The following is a 22,320-nucleotide window of genomic DNA, read 5'->3' as shown; positions in this document are numbered from 1 at the left end:
GGTGCATGGACGAGGGTGTCATCGGGCAAGTGTTTCTGGAGCTAAAGGAGCGCCATCCATAGCGCACCCCGGGCACCATGCAGCATCAAACTGCGGGATGACAGCCACATGCGCAGATTCAAAGCAAAAGCGCTAGTAGCTGCGAATGATCCTGACCTCAACACGTACGTTGTTATACTTACCGAACAATCCGACGGCGGCGGGATGCGCCTCGAGATTCAGAAATCCTTGTCTTCGAACGAGCAGGATCGGCAGCTCGGACTAGATACGTATTGCCTGTGCACCGAGGAAAGCGACGCTCGATCCGGTCGTCTCCGGACCGCCATTGAAAACTTCGCGCTAGAGCCGATGGCTGCGAACAGAGCCTCGACGTCTATCAGCTGCTCGTGGAGCGCAACGCGCGCACGTCGGCGATCGTGACCTGCGGCCAAGCCCCGCGCGCTTCCCTCAACGTCCTGCACCACCTCCGGCCAAGCCCCGCGCGCTTCCCGCAACGTCCTGCACCACCTCCGGCCAAGCCCCGCGCGCTTCCCTCAACGTCCTGCACCACCTCCGGCCAAGCCCCGCGCGCTTCCCTCAACGTCCTGCACCACCTCCGGCCAAGCCCCGCGCGCTTCCCGCAACGTCCTGCACCACCTCCGGCCAAGCCCCGCGCGCTTCCCGCAACGTCCTGCACCACCTCCGGCCAAGCCCCGCGCGCTTCCCGCAACGTCCTGCACCACCTCCGGCGAAGCTCCGCGCGACCTCTCCCTGCCATCCTGCAACCGCACGACGATATTCGTGAATCGCGCCCATTTCGTGCTCGCTCGCAGCATTCTCTCCCGCGCGACTTAGTCCTTGCGTCCATGCCCAAACCCAAGAACCCGAACAAATCAGGGACAACCGCCGTCGAACCCACCCAGATCCATATCGCGGAGGCGGCCTTCCAGCGCGTGAAGCCCGACCTGGACGCGATACCGCTCGCCGGGCTGGACACGCCGCGGATCGATCTCCAGGCAGCCGCCGTGCAGGCCATCGGCGTGGCCCAGACGCTCGCCGCGCCGCAGCTGCGCCAGCGCATTGCGGCCATCGCCGCGGCGGGCGCGCTCGACGCCGCGCTCATCGACGGGCTCGAGAGCGTCGCCTGGGCGACCTGGTTCGCCCGGCACAAGCTCCTCCTCACCTCGGCCACGCACTCCGGGGCGGCGCTCCCGGCCACCCTCGTCGAGCGCGCCTACGAGATACGCGCGCGCATGCTGAAGACCCTCGAGTACCACCTCGACGGCGACGCGGAGGCCACCGCCCAGCTCGCGCACCTGCGCGCGGGCAGCGGCCACCTCGACCTCGCCAACGACCTGTCGGGCGTCGCCGAAATGTACCGCAAGCACCGCGACGCCATCAAAGACGACAAGAGGAATTTCCGCAGCGAGGACGAGCAGGAAGCGAGCGCCCTCGCAGAGCAGATCCTGCGCCTGCTCGGCGCCACGTCGACGCCCGAGCAGACGCTCTGGAAAGGCTATCAGGCGCGCGCCGCCAAGCTGCTCTTCCGCCATTACGACGAAGCCGTCCGCATTGGCCGGTTCCTCTTCTATTACGACGATCCCGAAGGTCGATTCCCCAATCTGTACACGGCGACACGCTCCACGCCGGCGTCTCCTCGGCCCGACAAGAAGCCGGATGCCGGCCCCGTGAAGCCCGAGCCCGCTCCGGTCGATCCGCTCGTCACCGGCATCGCCTGATCCCGCCAGACGCTCACGCTCCCCCGCGCGCTCAACATCCCCTCCACCGCGCCCGCTCGCGCCCTCCGGCCGCATGCGCTACTGCGCCGGCATGCGCCTCTACACGTTCCGCCACTCGCCCAACGCGCTCAAGGTGCGCCTCGCCCTCGCCGAGCTCGGGCTCGCCTACGAACCGGTCGAGGTCGACCTGTTTCGAGGCGAGCAGCGCGCCGAAACGTTCGCCCGGCTGAACCCGCACCGGAAGGTGCCCGTCCTCGAGGACGGCCCGCTCGTGCTCCGCGAGTCGAACGCCATCATCGCCTACCTCGGCCGCACGCACGGGACGACGCGCTGGCCCGACGTGGCGACGTCCGAGGCCAGGGCGCTCCAGTGGCTGTTCTTCGACAGCGCGCACCTGACCCCGCACTGCAGCGCGATCTGGTGGACCAACGTCGTCGCGCCGAAGACGGGCCTCCCCGCCCTCGCCGAGGCGGTCGTCAAGCGGGCCAGCGACGAGGCGACGCGCTCGCTCGATCTGCTCGAGGCAGAGCTCGAGGACCGGTACCTGCTCAAGAGCTCGATGTCGCTCACGGACTGCTCCGTGGGCGCCGCCCTCTCGCTGCTCCGCGGTTCGCACCTCGACGACGCCGGGCGCTGGCCGAAGGTGATCGCCTACCGCGAGCGGCTGCGCAGCCGCGACAGCTGGACCGAGGCGGGCGGCGACGCGCTCAGCGACCTCGGTTGAGCGACGCGGCAGGCGCGGCCGCGGCTACCGCCTCGCTGTGCGTCGCTCGCGGCTATCGCCTCGCCCTGCGGCCGATCCCGCGCGCGTCGCGCCCGATCGGCTCGCCCAGCTCGAACGCCGGATCGCCGACCGTCGTCGCCGGCAGATCCTGCGCCTCTCCCGGCTCGAGCGGGCCGTGCGCCCGCTCGGCTTCGGCGACCGACGGGTAGTGCTCCACGTCGCCATCGACCCGGAAGCCGCCCGCGCGCGCCGGGCGCACCACGCGGCCGAGGACGAGGCCCTCGTCCCAGATGCCGCCATGCTCGACCGCGATCGCCGCGCCCACCGCCACCTCGGAGAGCCGCGCGGGCGCGCCGTCCGGCCGCCTCGGCGTGGGCCGCCAGCGCAGGATCGCGTCCTCGTGGAGCACCACCACCGGCAGGTCGCCGGGCAGCTCGGTCACCCCGCGCGCAAAGCGGACCCGGCGCCCCGGCGCCCCGCGCTCGCCGTCGCCGCTCTCGCCGCCAGCGCTCTTGCCGCCCGCCGCCCCGCGCTCGCCGCCGGCGCCCTCCGCCTCCTCGAGCGCGGCGAGCGGCTCCGCACCCAGTTCCTCGAGCGGCGCCATGCGAAGTCCTCCCCGAGACGTGTCGGCCGAGCGCACGGCGACGTCAAGGCCGCTCGGCCCGTGCCGCGCGCTTGACGCCCGGAGACCTCCGCTGATGCCATCGGCCGATGGCATCGTTCGACCCGTTCCCCGTCCTCACGACGCCGCGCCTGGCGCTCCGCGCGATCGCGCCGAGCGACGTCGAGCGCATCTTCCGCATCCAGTCGGATCCGGAGGTGGTGCGCTACGCCGGCCGCGGGCCGGACGGCTCGCTCGCGGACTCGGAGCGGCGCATCGCCACCATCATGACCGGCGTCCGAGAGAACACCTCGATCCGCTGGGGCATCACCCTCAAGGAGAACGGAGAGCTCGTCGGCACCGGCGGCTTCTGGCGCTGGAACAAGCCCCATCGCTGGGCAGAGATCGGCTACGACCTCCTGCCCGCGTTCTGGAACCGGGGGATCATGACCGAGGCGCTGCGCGCCGTGATCCGCTTCGGCTTCGAGTCCATGGAGCTCCACCGCGTCGAGGCGCAGATCGATCCGGAGAACCGCGCCTCCGCGCGCGTGCTCGAGCGCCTCGGCTTCGCGCTCGAGGGGCGGCAGCGCCAGAACTGGTACTACGACGGGCGGTACACCGACACCGCGCTCTACGGCCTCCTGCGCGGCGAGCTCGCGGACGCCCCGACGTGACCCGCGCCCGCCGGCCTCCACCCCCGCGGCTACTTCGCCGCCGGCGCGCGCCCGCTGCCCGGCGGCGCCGCGGTCCCGGGGCCGGGCTCGCCCTTCGTCGGGTCCAGGTTGATCTGGATCCGCGCGGGCGACTCCGACGTGATCTCCACCGTCTGCGAGACGCCGTCGCTCGACCGCGCCTCCACCACGAGCGACACCCCCGGCTTCGGCCGGGCGATGACCTGGCTGCCCACGCCGAGCACCACGCCGTTCAGCTTCACCACCGCGGCGCTCGGCTGGGTCTGCACCGCGATCGGATCCACGATCGGCCGCTGATCCCTCGGCCGGCTCAGCGCGACGAACATGAGCGACGCCACCGCGACGCCCGTGGAGACCGCCGCCACGAGCCACGGCAGCGCCACCGGGCGCAGCGCGTCGCTGCCGGCGCGCATCAGCCCGCCGATCCCCCGACGCGGCGCCGTGCGCGCGTTCCGCGAGCGGCCCTCCGACGGCGGCCCGACGCTCAGCGTCGCCCCCGGCTTCGGCCGCCACCCCGGGCGCTGCTGCGGGACGATCGCGTCCGCGATCCGCTGCCGCTCCTCCTCGAGCTTGTCCCCGCAGCGCGCCATCAGGAGCTCCGCGACGTGCGCGGTCGTGATCACGCCCGACCGGCGCATCAGGAAGTCCTCCAGCGCGCTCGCCATCTCGCCCGCCGTCTGGAAGCGCTGCTGCGGGTCGCGCGCGAGCGCCTTCAGGATGATCTCCTCGAGATCCCGCGGGCACTGCGGCGCGATCAGCGTGGGCCGCGGCGGCTCCGACGACCCGGTCTGCGGCAGCACGAGGTCGTGCAGCACCTGGAACGGGAGCGCGCCCGTCACCGCCTCGAAGAGCACCACGCCGAGCGAGAAGATGTCCGAGCGGCGGTCGACCGGGTGCCCCTGCGCCTGCTCGGGCGACATGTACTCGCCCTTGCCCTTGATCTCGCCGGTCTGCGTCGTGTCGCCCAGCCGCTCGAACGCCTTCACGATCCCGAAATCGGCCACCTTCACCGTGCCGTCGCGATCGATGAGGATGTTCTGCGGGCAGACGTCCCGGTGCACGATGCCGAGCGGCACCCCGCGCTCGTCGTGGAGCTCGTGCGCCGCGTGCAGCCCGTGCGCCGCGTCGGCCACGACGCGCGCCGCCATCGCCGGGGAGATCGGCATCGGGCGCAGGCCCGGCCGGAGCAGCCGCTGCATCGTCTGCCCGTCGATCCACTCCATCACGAGGAAGAGCACGCCGTCGGTGTCGCCGAGGTCGAGGATCTCCACCACGTTGCGGTGGTGGATCTTCGCGGCGAGGTTCGCCTCGTCGAGGAACATGCGCTGGAACTGCGGATCGCGCGCGAGCGCCGGGATGAGCGTCTTCAGCGCGACGACCTTGTGGAAGCCGCGGGAGCCCTCCATGCGCGCGGCCCAGACCTGGGCCATCCCGCCCTCGCCGATGAGGCGCAGAAGCTCATATCGCCCGAGACGCTGCCCCGGAGCGGGGTCCTCGGAGATCCGCATGGCTCACCAGACGCTTGTGCTCGGGGAGCCGCGCCCGCGGTCCCCAGGAGCAGCTCGGGCCGCAGGTCGCGGCCCCCTCTCTCCAGGCGCTCACCATAGCCAAGCGCGGCCGCGCAGCAAAGGATCGTGTGGATCGAAGGCCGCCCGCGGGCCCCCCGGACCGTCGCGCCGTGCCACCTCCGGTCCCCGCACCACGCGCCCGACGGGCCGCGACGCGGCGCGCCCGGCGCTCGCGACGCCGCACGCCCGGAGACCGCGACGCCGCGCGTCCGGCGCCGCGACGCCGCGCGTCCTGCGCCCGCGGCGCCCCGCGCCCGGCGACCTCGCCCGCGCCCGGCGGCCTCGATCCGCTTCGCTCCCCCGCCCTGCCCCTGCTATGGCCCGGAGCACGATGACGAACGAGAAGAGCGCCCCTCCGCCTGCCCGCGGGGGCCGAGCCCCCGCCTCCAAAGCCCTGTTCGACCGCGCCGCCGCCGTCCTGCCCGGCGGCGTGAACAGCCCGGTGCGGGCCTTCCGCGCCGTCGGCGGCGACCCCCTCTTCATCGCCCGCGCGCAGGGAGCGCGGCTGTTCGACGCCGACGGCGCCGAGTACATCGACTACGTCGGCTCCTGGGGGCCGGCCATCCTCGGCCACGCGAACCCCGCCGTGGTGGAGGCCGTCCGCGAGGCGGCCCTCGGCGGCCTCTCGTTCGGCGCCCCGACCGAGCTCGAGGTCCGCTTCGCCGAGAAGATCCGCGAGCTCTACCCGAGCATCGACATGCTGCGCTGCGTCTCCAGCGGCACCGAGGCCACGATGAGCGCCATCCGCGTCGCGCGCGGCTTCACCGGCCGCGACGCCATCATCAAGTTCGAGGGCTGTTACCACGGCCACGCCGACCACCTGCTCGTCAAGGCGGGCAGCGGGCTCGCCACCTTCGGCGCGCCCGACTCCGCCGGCGTCCCCGAGAGCGTCGCCCGCGCCACCCTCTCCCTGCCCTACAACGACCCGGCCGCCCTCGAGGCCGCCTTCGCGGCGCGCGGCGGCGACATCGCCGCGGTCATCCTCGAGCCCGTGGTCGGCAACATGGGCTGCGTCCCGCCGGAGCCCGGCTTCCTCGCCCTCGTGATCGACCTCTGCCGCAAGCACGGCGCGCTCTCGATCTTCGACGAGGTGATGACCGGCTGCCGCCTCGCCCGCGGCGGCGCGCAGGAGCGCTTCGGCCTCCGGCCCGACCTGACCACGCTCGGCAAGATCGTCGGCGGCGGCATGCCCCTCGCGGCCTACGGCGGCCGCGCCGACGTGATGCGCGTCGTCTCGCCGCTCGGCCCCGTGTACCAGGCCGGCACGCTCAGCGGCAACCCGCTGGCGGTCACCGCCGGGCTCGCGACGCTCGAGCGCCTCACGCCCGACCTCTACGCGCGGCTCGAGAAGCTCGGCGCGTCGCTCGAGCAGGGCCTCAGGGCCGCCGCCGAGGGCGCCGGCGCGACCGCGTGCGTCCAGCGGGTCGGCTCGATGATCACGCTGTTCTTCACGAAAGGCCCGGTCCGCTCCTGGGCCGACGCCGCGACCTCCGACACGAAGCGCTTCAGCGCCTTCCACGCCGGCATGCTCGCGCGCGGCGTCTACTGGCCCCCGTCGCAGTACGAGGCGGCGTTCCTGAGCGGCGCGCACACCGAGGAGGACGTCGAGCGGACCGTCGCCGCCTGCCGCGAGGCGCTCGCGGCCTGAGGCCAGGCGGGCCGGAACGGCGAGGGGCCGGCCGCCGCGGCGATCGGCCCCTCCCGCGAGCGCCCGCGCGGGCGCTCGCGGCGCGCGTCGGTCAGTCCGCGCGCACCCAGCCGTTTCTATAGAGGTTGCCGCGGGCGGTCGGCCAGAGCAGGCAGTTCGTCGACGACTGCGGCACCGTGTACACGTACGTGTTCGGCTCCGGGGTCTGCCCGTCGATCCACCCGATCTCGCGGAGCGACACGACGATCTCGAGCGTGCCGTCGCCGTTCACGTCGGCGAGCGTGGGCACGGGCATCGCGCCGAGCCGCGGCAGCGGGATCTTGTGGAGGAGCTTGCCGCCCGCGTTGAGGATGAACAGGTGGCTCCTGTTCTCCTCGGTCGAGTAGGTGTTGAACACGACCTCGGGGATGCCGTCGCCCGAGAGGTCCCCGACCACGACGCCGCCGGTGAGCACCTGCGTGTCGTCCGTGTACTCGACGTCCCAGTACTCGCTCTTGTCGGCGTAGACCGCGTGGATCCGCCCGTCGAGGCCCGCGAAGATCATCTCGGGGCCGGCGCGCGTCGCGTCGAGGTCGGCGACGGTCACCTGCTGCGTCGCCGCCACGATGTTGCCGCCGAGGTCCTCGCCGCCGGACAGGTAGTCCGGCGCGTAGAACGGGCTCTCCCAGCCCGGGATGCGGCTCGCGTCGTTGCGGACCACCCACAGGCCGACGCCCTGGGACTGGTCCGACATGTCGACGTCCTCGGCCGCCGCGAGCATGATGACCTCCGGCGCGCCGTCGCCGTCCACGTCCGCGATCGCAGGGGCCGAGTTCTTGAAATAGGCCTGCAGGTCCCTGCTGTCGCCGAAGCCCTGCTGCGCGAGCGCGAGGTCGTGCATGTACCGCACGCCCGGCGTCTTCGGGCGGCCCTCGAACATGGGATTCGCGTCGAAGGCCTCCCCCGTGCCGTGGTAGAACCCGGCATAGGAGTTGTCCATCGGCGAGACGATGTCCTGCGCGCCGTCTCCGTCGAGGTCGCCGATGGCCAGGTTCTGGTCGTAGACGCCCACGATCCAGCACTCGGCGTCGTCGCTGCGGCGGGCGTCGCACCCGATCGTGCCGCTCGAGATCGGCGGGAAGCCGGCGACCGGCGCCCCGCTCGCGTGGAAGGCCATCAGGACGTCGGGGGTCCTGTCGGTGCTCGCGGCCACGACGTCGAGCTGGCCGTCGCCGTCGACGTCGCCGGCGGCGAGGGCGCGGATCTCGTCGTTCCAGGCGACGGGCCAGCCGTCCACCACCTGGCCGCTCGAGTCGAGCATGTAGATCCGGGTGCGCGCCGCGATCACCACCTCGAGCTGCGCGTCGCCACGGAAATCCGCGACGAGCGGGCTCGCCCAGATGCGGCCGTACTCCCGCGACTCGTCGAACCGCCACTTCTGGGCGCCGTCGGGGCCCCAGGCGACGATGTTGCCGTTGTGCGTCACCAGGATCTCGTTCTCGCCGTCGCCGTCCAGATCGGCGACCGCCGGCGACCCGAGCCACGCGCTCTCGTCGTCGTCGGAGAGCTGGAGGAGCAGCTGCGGTTCCGCGACGTCGGCGGAGCCGCTCGACGCCGGCGCGCACGACGCGACCGCCGGCAGCGGCTTGGAGCCCCCGGGCACCGGGCGGGGATTGGCCCAGGAGCCGCTGCTGCCGCCGCCGTCGTCGTCGTCGGGCAGGGTGCCGTCGACGTTGCCGAGCTGCCCCTCGCAGGCGGCAAGAGCGAGGACGCTGGTCAAGAGAGCGATTCTGCCGGGAATTACAAAACCTCGGTTGCAGACAAAGGACTTCATCATGGCCTGGAAGCTTACCAGCGCTTCGCGGCCGAAGAAGAGGTGAAGCGGAAATTTGACGCGGTCGCGGATGCGCTGAACGGTACGTTACGCTCCTCCTTCAGGAGGGGAGGTAGGCTGCATGTCCCCGACGTGGCGCGCGCTGGTCGACCTGCCGTCCGTCATGAGGTTGCGTCAGGTTGCCGGTATGGGTGCGGGTAGGTGCTGTGCTAGGCTCCGCCGCCATGAACGTATCGCGACGGCTTTGGATTGCCGGCGCCGCCTGTGCCCTGCTGCTGGGGACGACGGCGCTGGGCTGCAGCTCGAACCCCGCACCGAAGACGGCCAAGGTGGAGGCCGGGGACATGCCCGAAGGAGGCGACTGGACGGGCGTCTATTACAGCGAGCTCTACGGCTACCTGCACCTCGTCCGGGACCCGAACTCCGACTCCATCGAGGGCCGCTGGCTCCGGCCCGTCAAGGATCGGTGGGGCGAGCTGCACGGGTCGGTGGCGGGCGACCTCATCAAGTTCAGCTGGAAGGAGCGCGTCATCGGCGCCATCGGGCCCAACTCGACCAAGGAAGGCCGGGGGTACTTCAAGTACACGCGGCCGGAGGGCGAGAACGTCGACGACAAGATCGTGGGCGAGATCGGCCGCAACAAGGATGAGGTCGGCGAGCCCTGGGAAGCGGTCAAGCAGCGCAACATGATGCCGGACCTGCAGTCGATCGGGGGCTCCGACAGCTCCGACATCGGCGGCGGCGACTGGGACAGCGACAACCAGGAGTCCGGGAAGCCCGAGCCCCCCGCCTCCCCCTCCGAAGAAGCACCTGCCGAGCCCCCCGGCCTCTGACATAACAGCCCCCGATGACCCAGCCGCAGCCGCGAGGCATTCAGTTCCGCGAACCCCCCATCTTCGAGCGAGGCACGCCGGGCAGGACCGGCGCGTCGCTCCCGCCGCTCGACGTGCCCGACGTCGATCCCGGCGCCCACTACGGCGCGCTCGCGCGCAAGGAGCCGGCCGGCCTGCCGGAGGTGAGCGAGCCGGAGGCCTTCCGGCACTTCGTCCGGCTCTCGCAGTGGAACTTCTGCATCGACGGGCAGATGTACCCGCTCGGGTCGTGCACGATGAAGTACAACCCGAAGATCAACGAGTGGGCCGCGCGCATCCCGGGCTTCGCGAAGCTGCACCCGATGACGCCCGACGAGCTCAGCCAGGGCTCGCTCGAGGTGATGTGGCGCCTGCAGGAGGCGCTCTGCGAGGTCAGCGGGATGGACGGCTGCTCGCTGCAGCCGTCGGCGGGCGCGCAGGGCGAGCTCGCGGGGCTGATGATGATGCGGGCGTTCCACGAGTCGAAGGGGCGCTCGCCGCGGAAGGTGTTCATCCCGGAGAGCGCCCACGGCACGAACCCGGCGAGCTGCGCGCTCAACGGGCTCGTCGCCGTCAGGATCGAGAAGACCGCCGACGGCATCACCCACCCCGAGCAGGTCCTCGCCGCGATCGAGCGCGAGGGGTCGGACGGCGACGTCTGCGGGCTGATGATCACGAACCCGAACACCCTCGGGGCGTACGAGACGCACCTGCCGGCGATCATCAAGCTCATCCACGACAAGGGGGGGCTCGTCTACGGCGACGGCGCGAACACGAACGCCATCATGGGGCACGCGCGGCCGGGCGACGTCGGGATGGACGTCATCCACATCAACCTGCACAAGACGTTCACGACGCCGCACGGCGGCGGCGGCCCCGGCTCCGGGCCGGTCTGCTTCAAGAAGCACCTGGAGCCGTTCCAGCCCGCGCCCGTCCTCGTGCGGCGCGGCGACGGGTTCGCGTGGGACCGCGATCGGCCCCAGAGCGTCGGGCGGCTCCGGGCGTTCACCGGCAACTTCGGGATGTTCATCCGCGCGTACACGTACATCCGGGAGATGGGCGGCGAGGGGCTCACGGCGGCGAGCAGCCTGGCCGTGCTGAACGCGCGCTACCTCTGGGCCAAGCTGAAGGACCACTACCTCGCGCCGGTGCCGCAGCCGTGCATGCACGAGGTGGTGCTCTCGGACAGCCAGATCGAGAAGGAGACCGGGGTCAAGACGCTCGACATCGCGAAGCGGCTGCTCGACTACGGCTTCCACGCGCCCACGGTCTACTTCCCGCTGGTCGTGCCGGGCGCCCTGATGATCGAGCCGACCGAGACCGAGACCCGCGAGACCCTCGACGAGTTCGCGGCCGCGATGCTGAGCATCCTCAAGGAGGCGCAGGAGACGCCGGACCTCGTGAAGCAGGCGCCGCACGGGACGGTGGTGGGCCGCCTCGACGAGGCCCGGGCCGCGCGCCAGCCGCGCCTGCGGTGGTCGAGGACGTGACCCTCCCGGAGGAGGCGGCCGGGGCGCGGCCGCCTCCGGCGGGCGGCGCCGGGCGGACGGGCGCTCCAAATTCGCGAATCTCCGCCGGTCGCGTCTACAATGAGCGCCGAGGGTCCGTGGTGCGGTACCTCACGGGACGAGCGACGCGTGGCCGATACCGTTGAGAACGAGGGCGACATCGAGACGATCAGCCAGACCACCCCGGTCTCGGTTGGAGACACCGTGCGCCTGGTGTTCCGCGCCTACGACGAGGCGACGCCGCCGTTCAACATCAAGATCCGCTCGCCCTCGGGGAAGATCATCATCGAGCGCGTGCTGCGCGACCTGCCCACCGGGAAGCCGCAGAGCGCGTCGCCGGTCGAGTTCAGCGCGTCGTCCCCGGGCGAGTACAAGATCGAGATCAAGCAGCTCTACGGGAAGCAGAAGGGCACGGCCGTCCTCCGCGTGAAGCCCTGACGGGCGAGCGCCTGTCCCAGGGCTATTTTGCGAAGCCCGGCATGAGCATGCTCGTCATGCGGTCGGGGCTCACGATGCCCTGCTCCTGCATCCAGCCGTTCGCGGCGGCGACGGCGGCGCGGCCCTCGTCGCCCTGGAGCAGCTCGCCGTGGCGGCGCCGCGCCGCCGCGGCGTAGAGGGCCATCCCGGCGGCCTCGAAGCCGCGCACGGCCTCGGCGAGCTGCTGCGCCGCCGGCTCCGCCTCGCCTCGGGCGGCGGCGACCGCGGCGCGCACCGCCGCGGCGAACGGGTCGGCCCAGGGCATGTGCTCGGCCTCGATCTTCCGGGCGGCGCGCGTCGCCTCCTCGTAGAGCGGCTCCGCGTCGGCCGGCGTGACGGCGGCGGCGGCGGCCAGCGCGGCGCAGGCCCGGAGGTGGGTGATGATGATGCGCACGGCCTGGATGCGCAGGACCAGCGAGCTCTCGAGGCCCGCGCGCTGCTCGGCGAAGAGGCGGTGCGTGGCCTCGCCGTCGCCCCGGTACAGGCCGATGTGCGCGCGGGCGACGAGGTCGAAGTAACTCTGCAGCTGGAAGCCCGCCTTGGACCAGCTCCGGATCGCGTCCTGCGCCTGGCGCTGCGCAGCGTCGGGGTCGTCCCCCACCAGCCAGTAGGCGTTGCTCTGCGAGGAGCGCAGGCTCGTGGCGAGGTAACGGTCGCCGCGCTCGTCGGCCGCCTGCAGGTACATCGGGACCCGACGCATGAACTCGCGCGTCTCGCCGCCATACCAGAGCGCCCAGGCCGAGAACGTGTGCGCCCAGCTCCGCTCCCACGTGACGCCGGTGCAGCGCTCGCGAAAGATGACGTCCGCCCGATCGAGATCCGCCACGCCCTGGTGCCAGCGGCCGAACAGCGTGGACGTGACGCCGCTGACGAAGCCGACGAGGCCGAGCGCGTGAGGCCGGCCGATGCGCGACGCGATCGCGCTCGCCGTCGAGAGCAGGTCGGTCACGCGGGAGACGGACGGGCCGCCGTCGATCGCGAGGTAGGTCGCCTCGAAGGCGAGGGCGCGGGTCACGCGGTAAGGCTCCCCCGCCTTGAGCGAGAGCAGCAGGTTGCGCGCCTGGAAGTCGGCGCCGCGCGTGGGATCGACGATCGCGAGCCCCATCGCGGCCGACCAGCAGACGTCGATGCGCATGAGATCCTCCGGCGAGACCTCGTCGGCCGGCCGCTCGACGAAGTTGAGCCCGCGCAGGCGCACCTGCGCGCGCCGCAGCATCAGCGACGCGACCGCGAGCTCCGGCGTCTTCGGCACCTGCATGCCCACCGCGCCGAGCACCGAGCGCAGGCCCGCCATGCCGGCGTCGACGTAGCCGGCGCGGAGGAGGTTCTCGGCGGCGCGGCGCCCGAGATCGATCGCCTCGGCCTCGGGGGCGCCGTCGCTCGCGGCCATGTACGCCTCCGCGGCCTTGGCGCCGCGGCCGGCGCTGCTCAGCGCGTCGCCGAGCTTGGCGAGCACGACCCGCCGCTCCGCCCCGCCGGGCAGGTGGAGATCGATCGCCATCCGGTAGAGGCGCGCCGCGTGGTCGAACGCGAACGCGGCCTCGGCCTGCTCGCCCGCGCGCACCGCGTAGCCGGCGGCGCGCTCGGAGTCCCCGGCGGCGCGCCAGTGCTCGGCCAGCGCCTCGAGCTCCGCGCGCCCCGAGGCCTCCAGCGCCAGCGCGAGCCGGCCGTGCCAGCTGCGCGCCGTCTGCTCGTCGAGCCGGCTCGTGACGGTCTCCCGGATGCGGTTGTGAAACGGCTCGACGAACTCGTCCTGCCCCGAGCCGCCGGTCCGCACGAGGTTCGCCGCGCGCAGCGCCGAGAGCACCCGCGTGAGCTCCGCGAAATCGGCCGCCATGGCGTGCGCGGCCACCGACGTCAGCACCGGCGCGCCGGCGCAGACGACGAGCTCGAGCAGCTGGCGCGCCCGCGGGTCCAGCCGGCTGATCCGCGCCCAGAGGACGTCGTCGAGGCGCACCGGGCCGCCGTCGTTGTCCTGCGCCATCCGGTGGCGCAGCAGGGCGTCGATGAACAGCGGGTGGCCGCCGGCCTCCTGCGCGATCGCCTCGATGCTGAGCGGACGGCCGACCGGCGCGCCCCGGAGCAGGAGCGCGCAGAGCTCCTGCGCCTCGGCGAGCGACAGGCGGTGGAGGATGATGTGCCCGAGCGCGTCGATCGGCACCCCGAGCTGCCGCGAGACCGGCGGCGCCGTCTCGGAGGCGGTCCGCACCGCCGCGACGAGCATCATGGCGCGCGGGCGCGCGGGATCGACGGGCGGCGCGCCCGCGCACGCGGGCCCGTCGAGGCCGGCGAACGAGCCCGGCCTGGCCGCGGCGCTGAGATCGGCCTCGGTCCACGGGCGCATGACCTCCGAGAGCAGCGCGACGCTGTCGGCGTCGGCCCACTGGAGATCGTCGATCGCGAGCACGAGCGGCCGCTCGGCCGCGAGCCTGCCGAGCAGCTCCCGCAGCGCGGCGAAGACGAGGGCGCGGATCTCGGGCGGGTCGATCGCCTTGCGCCGCGCGCGCGCCTCGGTGATGGCGGGGACCGTGCGGAGCACCGGGAACACCGTGCCGAGCAGGCCCGCGTTGGGCGGCAGGAGCGCCTTGACCTCCTCGGGCGGGCGGCGCACGAGGTGCCGGCTCAGCGCGTCGATGAGCTCGTCCACCGCCTTGTAGGGGACCGCCTCGCGCTCGTAGCAGCGCCCGGCCAGGACGAGCGCGTCCTTGTCGATGCGCTCCAGGAACCGGCGCAGGAGCGCGCTCTTGCCGACGCCCGACTCGCCCTCGAGGAACCGCGTGACGGAGCGGCCCATCCGCGCCTCCGCGAACGCGCCCTCGAGCGCGGCGAGCTCGCTGTGCCGGCCGACGAAGCCGATGCGCTGCGAGAGGACCGGCGGCTCCTCGATGAGCTCCTGCACCCGGAGCCGCCGCAGCACGTCGCGCGCGGTCGGGCGGGCGGCCGGGTCGATGCGGAGCATGTCCACGCAGAGCTCGTCGATGTCCGGCGGCATGTCCTCGACGAGCCGGCTCGGCGGCGGCGGCTCGGCCCGCCGCATCATGTCCATCGTCGCCTTGGGCGCCGTCTGGAACGGATAGACCCCGGTCAGGGCGAGGTAGAGCATGACCCCCGCGCTGTAGATGTCCGCCTCGGGCCCGGCCGCCTTCCCCTCGGCCTGCTCGGGCGCCATGTAGTGGAGCGTCCCGACGACGGCCTGCTCGCGCCCCGGGCCGCTCGCGTCGGCGACGAAGCCGAAGTCGAGGAGGACCACCCGCTCTTCGGCGGTGACGAGCACGTTGGAAGGCTTGATGTCGCGGTGGACCTTGTAGGCCGCGTGCACCGCCGCGAGGCCCTGGGCGAGCTGGGCGAGCGCCGAGCGGAGGCGGGCCTCGTGGAAGGGGCGCTTGATGCGGGGCAGTTGCTCGGGCGCGGGGCCCTGCCCGTGCCAGAGGGGGATCGACGGCAGGGTGGAGCGCCGCCCGCCGCCCGCGGGCTCGCCCCGCGGCCCGGCGTCGCCCTCCTCGTGGAGCCGCACGTGCACCACGAAGTCGACGCCCCGGATGAGCTCCATCGTGAAGAAGAGCTGCCCCTCTTCCTCGTGGAGCTCGCCGAGGCTGACCAGGTTCGGGTGCTGGATGTCCTGCAGCGAACGGAACTCGTTCTTGAACCGGAGGCGCGCCTCGGCGCTCAGATTGCGGAGGATCTTGAGCGCGACGCGCCCCTTCCGGTCGCGGTCGAAGGCCTCGTAGACAACCCCCATCCCGCCGACGCCCACGACGCGAACGACCTGGAAGCGACGCGTGCCTCCGAACTCGGGTCTCGCGTTCCTCAGGCCCATGCGTGGACCAAGAAATCACCGGCGCCGAGCGGTGGCAAGCAGCGCGTGGGAAGCGCGTGGGAAGCGCGTGGGAAGCGCGTGGGAAGCGCGTGGGAAGCGCGCAGGAAGCGCGCGGGACGCGGGTGGGAAGCGCGCCGGATGCGCGCGCCAGCAGCGCGCGGGAGGCGCGGCGAGGGCGCAGGAGCCGCGCGGCGCGCGCCGGGCCGCGGGCCGCGCGCCGGGCCTGCGCGGCGCGCGCCGGGCCTGCGTGACGCGCGCGTCACGCCGCGAGCAGGATCGGCAGAAAGGTGGCACGCCCAGGGGAAGGGCGGTAGCGTACCCGGCCTGCGAGCGAGAAGAACCCGGTCCGGCGCGCGCCGCTCAGCCGGTCAGCCCGGCGCGCACCCAGTTGACAACGGGAGGGCATCATGGTCTGCGTAGTACGCTCCGAGGCTTCGGAAGCGGTTCCGAGAGCGCCACGCGCAAAGGGTTTGCTGGGGTGATCCAGAGGTTGAGAGACTTCTTCTCGTCGTCGGCGCGGCGCATCACGAGGCCCCCGAGCGAGAGCGCGGCCGAGAGCAACCCGGGATGCAGCCTCGTTGTAGAGAATGTCAGCAAGAGCTTCGGGAAGACACAGATACTGAACGACGTGTCGTTCAAGGCGGAGGCCGGCGAGTTCGTCACGCTGCTCGGGCCGTCCGGCTGCGGAAAGACCACGCTGCTCCGCATCATCGCGGGGCTCGATCGCTCCGACCGGGGGCGCATCCTCCTCGCGGGCAGGGCGGTTGACCACCTGCCGGCGAACCGCAGGCCGGTGAACACGGTGTTCCAGAACTATGCCCTGTTCCCGCATCTCACCGTGTTCGAGAACGTGGCCTTCGGCCTGAGGTCGCGCAGCATCCCTGATCCCGAGGTGCGCGAGCGCGTGCGCTCGAGCCTCTCGATGCTCAAGCTCGATGACCTCGCGGAGCGATATCCGCACCAGATCTCGGGCGGTCAGAAGCAGCGAGTCGCGCTCGCGCGCGCGGTCGTCAACGAGCCTGAGGTGCTGCTGCTCGACGAGCCGATGTCGGCCCTCGACGCGAAGCTGCGCGCCGAGGTCCAGCTCGACCTGCGCCGCCTCCAGCGCGCGCTCGGGAAGACGTTCGTGCTCGTCACTCACGATCAGGACGAGGCGATGACCGTCTCGGACCGCATCGTGCTGATGAACAAGGGCCGCATCGAGCAGCAGGGCGCGACGGCCGAGGTCTACGAGCGGCCGCAGAGCCGCTTCGCCGCCGAGTTCTTCGGCGCGGCCAACCTCATCTCGGCGCAGCGCGTCGGCGCCACGCTCGTCTTCACGACGGTGGGCGCGCTGAGGGTCCAGACCACGCCTCAGTGGGAGTTCGGCACGCTCGCGATCCACCCCGAGTGGATCGAGCTCTGCGACAGCGAGCCGCCGGAGAACGGCGTGCGCGGCGTGGTGCGCGAGAGCTTCTACCGCGGCGACCACGTCGAGCTCATCATCGAGCCCGGGCCGCTGCGCGTGCAGCTCAGCCCCCGCTCGATGCTCAAGCCCGGCTCGTCCGTCTGGCTCGCCCTGCCCGCCGAGCGGCTCGAGGTGCTCAGTGACTGAGCCCACGGTCTGGTATGGCCAGCTGACGACGCGGCGGCGGCTGCTCGCGCGAGGCTTCCTGCTCATCGCGGGCGGCGTCTCGTGGCTGTCCGTGTTCCTCCTGCTGCCGAGCCTCGCCCTCCTCGTCGTGTCGTTCGTGAAGCGCGACGCCGACGGCGCGCTGATCTGGGAGCTGACGCTCGAGTCGTTCGCGCGCATCTTCGGCTCCGCGTCGGGCGAGAACGCGCGCATCCTCATCCGGAGCATCGTCCTCGCGCTGGTCGCCACGACCGCGTCCGTGCTCCTCGCGTATCCGATGGGCTTCTTCATCGCCCGCGGCTCGCAGCGCCGGCGGTTCTTCTGGCTCGCGCTCGTCTTCGTCCCGCTCTGCACGAACCTCGTCATCCGCACGTTCAGCTGGAAGCTCCTCCTCTCGGCGCAGCTGCCCCCCGCCAAGCTCGCCGCGTGGCTCGGCTGGATCGACCCCGGCCGCGACATCTACCCCAGCTGGGTCGCGGTCACGCTCGGCCTCGTCGCGGCCTCCCTGCCGTTCGCGGTGGTCCCCCTCTACACGAGCATCGACCGCCTCGACTGGTCGCTCGTCGAGGCGGCGCAGGACCTCTACGCCACGCGGCTCCGCGTCTTCTTCGCCGCGATCTTGCCCCAGACGCTCCCCGGCCTCAGCGTCGCCGTGATCCTGACGTTCGTCCCCGCGATGAGCGTCTTCGTGGTGAGCGACATGCTCGGCGGCGCGAAGCACTGGCTGATAGGCAACCTGATCCAGCACCAGTTCGGCCCCGGCCGGAACATCCCCTATGGCGCGGCGCTGAGCCTCCTGCTCATCGTCATGACCCTGGGCGGCGTCTCCCTGTATCGCCGCAACGGGCGCTCCGTGGAGATCCTGTGAAGAGCGGTCGCGGTCCCTGGCGCGCGCTGACGACGATCGCCGCCTTCCTCGGCTTCGGGCTCCTCTACGTGCCGCTGCTCGCGGTGGCCATGTACTCGTTCAACGCCGCGGAGCGGGGCCTGCTCTGGACGGGCTTCTCGGTGCGCTGGTACGTCGATCTCTTCGCCGATCCCGAGACCAGCCGGCGCGCCCGGGAGATCCGCGAGGTCGCGGTGAATACCTTGCTGCTCGGCGGCGCCTCCACGCTCGTCTCGACCGTCCTCGGGACGCTGCTCGCGCTCGGGATGCGCTTTCCATGGACGACCTCCGTGAGCCGCCTGCTCGAGTCGATCGTGGACATCCCGGCGGTCGCGCCGGACATCACCTTCGCGGCGGTGCTGGTCATGGCGTTCAACCTGCTCCGCCGGGTGGTGGACTGGTTCGACCTGGGCATGACGACGATGATCATCGGCCACGTGACGTTCGAGATCGCGTTCGTCACGCTCATCGTCCGCAGCCGGCTCATCTCCATCGGACCGACGCTGAGCGAGGCCGCGATGGATCTCTACGCCTCGTCCTGGATCCATTTCCGGAGGGTCACGCTCCCCCTCCTCTGGCCGGCCATCGTGGGGGGCGCGATGCTCGCATTCACGATGTCGCTCAACGACTTCGTGATCAGCTTCTTCACGTCCGGCCCCCGCTCGGTCACGCTCCCGCTCTTCGTCTATCACTCTCAGGTGCGGGGGATGCGGACGGACCTGTTCGCGATCTCGACGATCCTCGTGTTCGGGGTGATCGTGTTCATCATGGTGCTGGAGCGGCTGACCCGCTGGCGGCACGATTGAGCGGTCGCCGCCGCTCCACGGCCGAGCTCGAGTCGCTCCACCGCTGAGGGCCCGCGCCGCCGCCGCCGCGCCGCGCGAGCGCCGGCGCCTCACGATCGCTTATGCATGTGCCGCGGCGCGAGCCGGCGCGCTGCGGCTCGGCTCGGGCGCGGCGTGGCGCGCGAGCAAGCCCGAGCTCGGGCGCTTGCCTCGGGGCGCGCGGAAGCGCGAGCGGTTCCGGGGAGATCCGCGCGCGCGGCGAGCCCCGCGCGCTGGGCTCGGCCGCGTCCCGCTCACGCGGTCACGCGGCCCGCGCAGAAGCGCCTACACAGCGGCGGCGACGTGGACGTGGGGGCGTCCGCCGCTTGTGCGAACAGGTTGGATCGGCTCACGGCTTACGGTAAGCTGACCCGGCAATGCGGCTGTTCGTCCGAAGCTCGCCGTGTCTCAGCGTGACTGCTGGGCCCCGGCGGACGGCGCCTTGCGCTCCACTACGACCGCTGGGAATCGAGATCGAAAGATGAGCTTTCGTCGTTCCGCACTCCTACTCATACTCGTTTCACTCCTCACATTCTCCGGTCGGCCTGCCTGGGCGGACGATCTGGCCGATGAGGCCGATCTACACTTCAGGATTGCCACGGAGCGTTACGCCAAAGCCGATTACCGGGGCGCCCTGGAGCACTTCCTGGTGTCGAACCGGCTCGTGCCGAACCGCAACGTCATCTTCAACATCGCACGAACGTACGAGGCGCTCGGGGAGTACCCCGACGCGTTCCGCTACTACGTTCAGGCGCTCGAGCAGGAGCCCAACGCGGCGCGCAGGCCCGCCATCGAGGAGGCGCTCGCGCGCATACGGCCGAACGTCGCCGTCATCAAGGTGACGACGGACCCGCCGGGAGCGACGGTGTACATCAACCGCCGTGATCTCGGCGGCCGCGGCAACACGCCGCGCCTCCTCGGCTTCCCGCCCAACACCAAGCACAAGATCATCGTCGATCTCGAGGGCTACGAGCCGGCGGAGGTCGAGAACGTCGAGGCGAAGCTCGGCGAGCAGACGAACGTCGAGGTCAAGCTGAAGCGCATCATCGGGACGGTGCGCGTGGTGGGCGAGACGGCGGGCACGACGGTGCGCGTCAACGACGCGAGCGGCCCGCCGGCGTGCACCGCGCCGTGCGACCTCACGCTCCCGCCGGGCCGGCACCGCCTGTACCTCTCGCAGGAGGGGTATCAGCCGTCGGAGCAGGACGTGAACGTCGCGGCCGCGAGCACGGTGACCGCGCGCTACCGCCTGAACCCGCTCACGGGCAGCCTGGTGGTCAACGCGGACGAGCGCGACGCGCTCGTCGAGGTCGACGGCAAGCCGATGGGCTTCACGCCGGCGGTCCTCAACGTGCAGAGCGGCCAGCGCCGGGTGCGCGTCTCGCTCCGCGGCTTCCGCCCGGTGGAGCAGGTCGCGACCGTCGTGGCGAGCCAGCAGACCCGGATCGACATCTCGCTCCGGCAGCTCGAGGAGGTCGAGGCCGCGTCTCGTTCGACGGAGGCCGTCGAGGACGCCCCCGGCTCGGTCACCATCATCCCCGGGCAGGAGCTGCGCGCGATGGGTTATCCGACCGTCGCCGAGGCGCTCCGCGGCGTGCGCGGCGTCTACACGACGTACGACGGCGTGTACACCTTCGCGGGCATCCGCGGCATCAACCTGCCGGGCGACTTCGGCAACCGCATGCTGACGCTGCTCAACGGCCACTCGATGAACGACAGCTGGGTCAACCTGTCGTACTTCGACTACCTCGCCCGGACGGACCTGGAGGACGTGGAGCGGATCGAGATCGTGAGGGGCCCCGGCTCGGTGCTCTACGGTACGGGCGCGTTCTCCGGCGTCGTCAACATCGTGACCAAGGGCCGCCCGACGGCGAGCAGCGTGGGCTTCGGCGTGGGCACCGCCGACAACTCGGTGATCCGCGGGCGCGCGTCGTTCCAGCTGCCGCTCGGGCGCGACTCGGGCGTCTGGGCGTCCGTCGGCGCCGCGCGTAGCCTCGGGCGGGATTACTACTTCGGCGATTACAAGAATCACTTCACGTCCAGCGACCCCCCGCCGAACCGCGTTGACGGCCAGTGGGTCTACGACCCGAACCGTTACGACTTCGACGGTCACTCCCGGGGTAACGACAAGTTCACCGTGGGGACCTTCCAGGGGCGGCTCTGGCTGAAGTCGTTCTCGGCGCAGTGGTACCTGAACTCCCGCGACAAGACGGTCCCCAACGGCGTCGCGACGACGCAGCTCGGCGTCGACAAGACGTACTACAAGGACACCCGTGGGTTCCTCGAGCTCTCGCTCTCGCCGCGCTTCGGGGACAAGCTCGCGACGCTGACCCGCGCGAGCATCAACATGTACCAGTTCAGAGACAGGCTCTGGTACTACCCGCCGTTCGCCGCGCCGGGCATGAGCGAGGTCTATGACAAGGAGAAGTTCGACGACATCTGGTTGCTCGCGGAGCAACGGGTCGAGTTCAGCCCGATCCAGCAGCTGAAGATCACCGCGGGCGCCGAGGCGCAGCTGCACTTCACCGCCGCGCAGCAGGGCGTCGACACGGCCATCGACGGCACCGGTCAGTATGACTTCGTCTACCTCCCGCTGGGCGCCGGCGAAGATACGACCGCTCTCGACAAGCACCCTTACCGGATCTTCGCTGCGTACGCGCTCGTCGACATCACGCCGTCGGAGCGGCTCCGCATCTCGGCGGGCTCACGCTTCGACTACTACTCGACGCTGGAGGACGCGACGCCCGTCCCGAGCCCCAGGATCGCGCTCATCATCAAACCGTACGAGCAGGGCAACCTGAAGATCACCGGCGGCCGCGCGTTCCGCGCGCCCTCCATCCAGGAGCTGTTCTACGGGTATGCTTTTCCTCCGCTCACGCCGGAGGGCGGTCCGCGCGTGACGTACAGGCCCTCGCCGGAGCTCCAACCCGAGAACGTCTGGTCGGGCGAGGTCGAGTTCACGCACCGGCTCTCCTCCACGGTCTCGGCGCTCGGCGCGGGGTACGTGAACCACCTGAGCAACCTGATCTTCCAGGAGGGGAGCAACACCGAAGACGACCCGACCGACTACAACAATACCGATGTTCCGATCTTGGTCGTCGGTGGCGAGGCCGAGCTGCGCCGCGAGTGGCGCCAGGGGTGGATGGCGTCGCTCTCGTACTCCTATGCGAAGGCGCGGTACCTGGAGGACAGCGGCGTCAACAAGCTGCGCAACGTCCCGAACTCGCCGGAGCACATGGCGTCGGCCCGCGGCGCGGCCCCGCTCTTCGGCAAGGCGGTCGTCCTGGCGTCGCGCTTGACGGTCGAGGCGCCGCGGTACGACCGCAACGTGAAGACGTACCAGGGGGAGCCGCTTCCGGTGGGCGGCATAATACCTGACCAGACCCAGACCGAGCCGGCCGTGATCTGGGACATCGTCGTCTCCGGGCAGCTGGACGTCGGCAACCTCCGGTACAACGTCGGCGTCTACAACGTCGGCGACTGGCGCTGGACGGCGCCGACGGCCGCGCAGTACACCATCGCGAAGTTCCCGCAGAGCGGCCGTACGTTCCTCGCCTCGCTCAACATGAGCCTCTGAGCAG

Annotated in this window: 16 protein-coding genes; 12 read left to right on the top strand and 4 right to left on the bottom strand. The window is 71.6% G+C overall.

Going from position 1 to position 22,320, the window contains the following annotated elements:
* Window positions 1-108: 108 nt before the first annotated feature.
* The 3 genes from WME83_RS51435 (at window position 109) to WME83_RS51425 (ending at window position 2,442) form a co-directional block, all read left to right on the top strand.
* Window positions 109-420 carry an Imm10 family immunity protein gene (locus tag WME83_RS51435; RefSeq protein WP_437317039.1) on the top strand — a complete coding sequence of 104 codons (312 nt, stop codon included), beginning with the start codon at window positions 109-111 and terminating at the stop codon, window positions 418-420.
* Window positions 387-1,718 (top strand): hypothetical protein, encoded by a 1,332-nt coding sequence (locus WME83_RS51430; protein ID WP_437317038.1) that lies wholly within the window; start codon window positions 387-389, stop codon window positions 1,716-1,718. The genes WME83_RS51435 and WME83_RS51430 overlap by 34 nt, the downstream gene beginning before the upstream one ends.
* A 73-nt stretch (window positions 1,719-1,791) precedes the next feature.
* Window positions 1,792-2,442, top strand: a complete 651-nt coding sequence (locus tag WME83_RS51425) for a glutathione S-transferase family protein (protein WP_437317037.1) — start codon at window positions 1,792-1,794, stop codon at window positions 2,440-2,442.
* Window positions 2,443-2,494: 52 nt separating this feature from the next.
* On the opposite strand, the gene WME83_RS51420 is transcribed toward WME83_RS51425, so the two are convergent.
* Window positions 2,495-3,046, bottom strand: a complete 552-nt coding sequence (locus WME83_RS51420; RefSeq protein ID WP_437317036.1) for a hypothetical protein — start codon at window positions 3,044-3,046, stop codon at window positions 2,495-2,497.
* 107 nt (window positions 3,047-3,153) lie between these two features.
* Here WME83_RS51420 and WME83_RS51415 point away from each other — a divergent pair, with 107 nt between their 5' ends.
* On the top strand, window positions 3,154-3,717 hold the full coding sequence (locus WME83_RS51415) for a GNAT family N-acetyltransferase (RefSeq protein ID WP_437317035.1): 564 nt from the start codon (window positions 3,154-3,156) through the stop codon (window positions 3,715-3,717).
* 29 nt (window positions 3,718-3,746) lie between these two features.
* On the opposite strand, the gene WME83_RS51410 is transcribed toward WME83_RS51415, so the two are convergent.
* Complete coding sequence (locus WME83_RS51410) at window positions 3,747-5,243, bottom strand: serine/threonine-protein kinase (RefSeq protein WP_437317034.1); 1,497 nt, start codon at window positions 5,241-5,243, stop codon at window positions 3,747-3,749.
* A gap of 391 nt (window positions 5,244-5,634) precedes the next feature.
* Here WME83_RS51410 and hemL point away from each other — a divergent pair, with 391 nt between their 5' ends.
* Window positions 5,635-6,951, top strand: coding sequence for a glutamate-1-semialdehyde 2,1-aminomutase (gene hemL, locus WME83_RS51405; RefSeq protein WP_437317033.1), 1,317 nt, complete (start codon window positions 5,635-5,637; stop codon window positions 6,949-6,951).
* Window positions 6,952-7,042: 91 nt separating this feature from the next.
* Here hemL and WME83_RS51400 read toward each other — a convergent pair whose 3' ends face one another.
* Window positions 7,043-8,710: an FG-GAP repeat domain-containing protein gene (locus WME83_RS51400; protein WP_437317032.1), complete on the bottom strand. Its 1,668-nt coding sequence runs from the start codon at window positions 8,708-8,710 to the stop codon at window positions 7,043-7,045.
* Window positions 8,711-8,988: 278 nt separating this feature from the next.
* On the opposite strand from WME83_RS51400, the gene WME83_RS51395 reads away from it, so the two are divergent.
* The 3 genes from WME83_RS51395 to WME83_RS51385 all read left to right on the top strand — a co-directional run bounded on the left by WME83_RS51395 (window position 8,989) and on the right by WME83_RS51385 (window position 11,561).
* Entirely contained in the window at window positions 8,989-9,597 is a 609-nt protein-coding gene (locus tag WME83_RS51395; RefSeq protein WP_437317031.1) for a hypothetical protein, read from the top strand.
* Between the two features lie 14 nt (window positions 9,598-9,611).
* Entirely contained in the window at window positions 9,612-11,105 is a 1,494-nt protein-coding gene (gene gcvPB / locus WME83_RS51390) for an aminomethyl-transferring glycine dehydrogenase subunit GcvPB (protein WP_437317030.1), read from the top strand.
* Between the two features lie 147 nt (window positions 11,106-11,252).
* Window positions 11,253-11,561, top strand: coding sequence for a hypothetical protein (locus WME83_RS51385; protein WP_020742172.1), 309 nt, complete (start codon window positions 11,253-11,255; stop codon window positions 11,559-11,561).
* A 22-nt stretch (window positions 11,562-11,583) separates the two neighbouring features.
* On the opposite strand, the gene WME83_RS51380 is transcribed toward WME83_RS51385, so the two are convergent.
* Window positions 11,584-15,417, bottom strand: a complete 3,834-nt coding sequence (locus WME83_RS51380; RefSeq protein WP_437317029.1) for a serine/threonine-protein kinase — start codon at window positions 15,415-15,417, stop codon at window positions 11,584-11,586.
* 478 nt (window positions 15,418-15,895) lie between these two features.
* Between WME83_RS51380 and WME83_RS51375 the strand changes: the two genes are divergently transcribed.
* From WME83_RS51375 to WME83_RS51360, 4 genes are all read left to right on the top strand, one after another.
* The gene (locus tag WME83_RS51375) at window positions 15,896-17,011 is read left to right on the top strand and encodes an ABC transporter ATP-binding protein (protein ID WP_129580871.1); all 1,116 of its coding nucleotides are present in this window, start codon (window positions 15,896-15,898) and stop codon (window positions 17,009-17,011) included.
* Entirely contained in the window at window positions 17,004-17,897 is an 894-nt protein-coding gene (locus WME83_RS51370; RefSeq protein WP_437317028.1) for an ABC transporter permease, read from the top strand. Before WME83_RS51375 ends, WME83_RS51370 begins: the two co-directional genes overlap by 8 nt.
* Entirely contained in the window at window positions 17,894-18,721 is an 828-nt protein-coding gene (locus WME83_RS51365; RefSeq protein ID WP_437317027.1) for an ABC transporter permease, read from the top strand. The genes WME83_RS51370 and WME83_RS51365 overlap by 4 nt, the downstream gene beginning before the upstream one ends.
* A 499-nt stretch (window positions 18,722-19,220) precedes the next feature.
* Window positions 19,221-22,316, top strand: coding sequence for a TonB-dependent receptor domain-containing protein (locus tag WME83_RS51360; protein ID WP_437317026.1), 3,096 nt, complete (start codon window positions 19,221-19,223; stop codon window positions 22,314-22,316).
* Window positions 22,317-22,320: the final 4 nt, after the last annotated feature.

Origin of the sequence: Sorangium sp. So ce385 (assembly GCF_051474135.1) — a bacterium.
Taxonomy (GTDB): Bacteria; Myxococcota_A; Polyangia; order Polyangiales; family Polyangiaceae; genus Sorangium; species Sorangium cellulosum_D.
The sequence above is the reverse complement of the archived record's forward strand: the minus strand, read 5'-3'. Positions and strand labels throughout refer to the sequence as shown.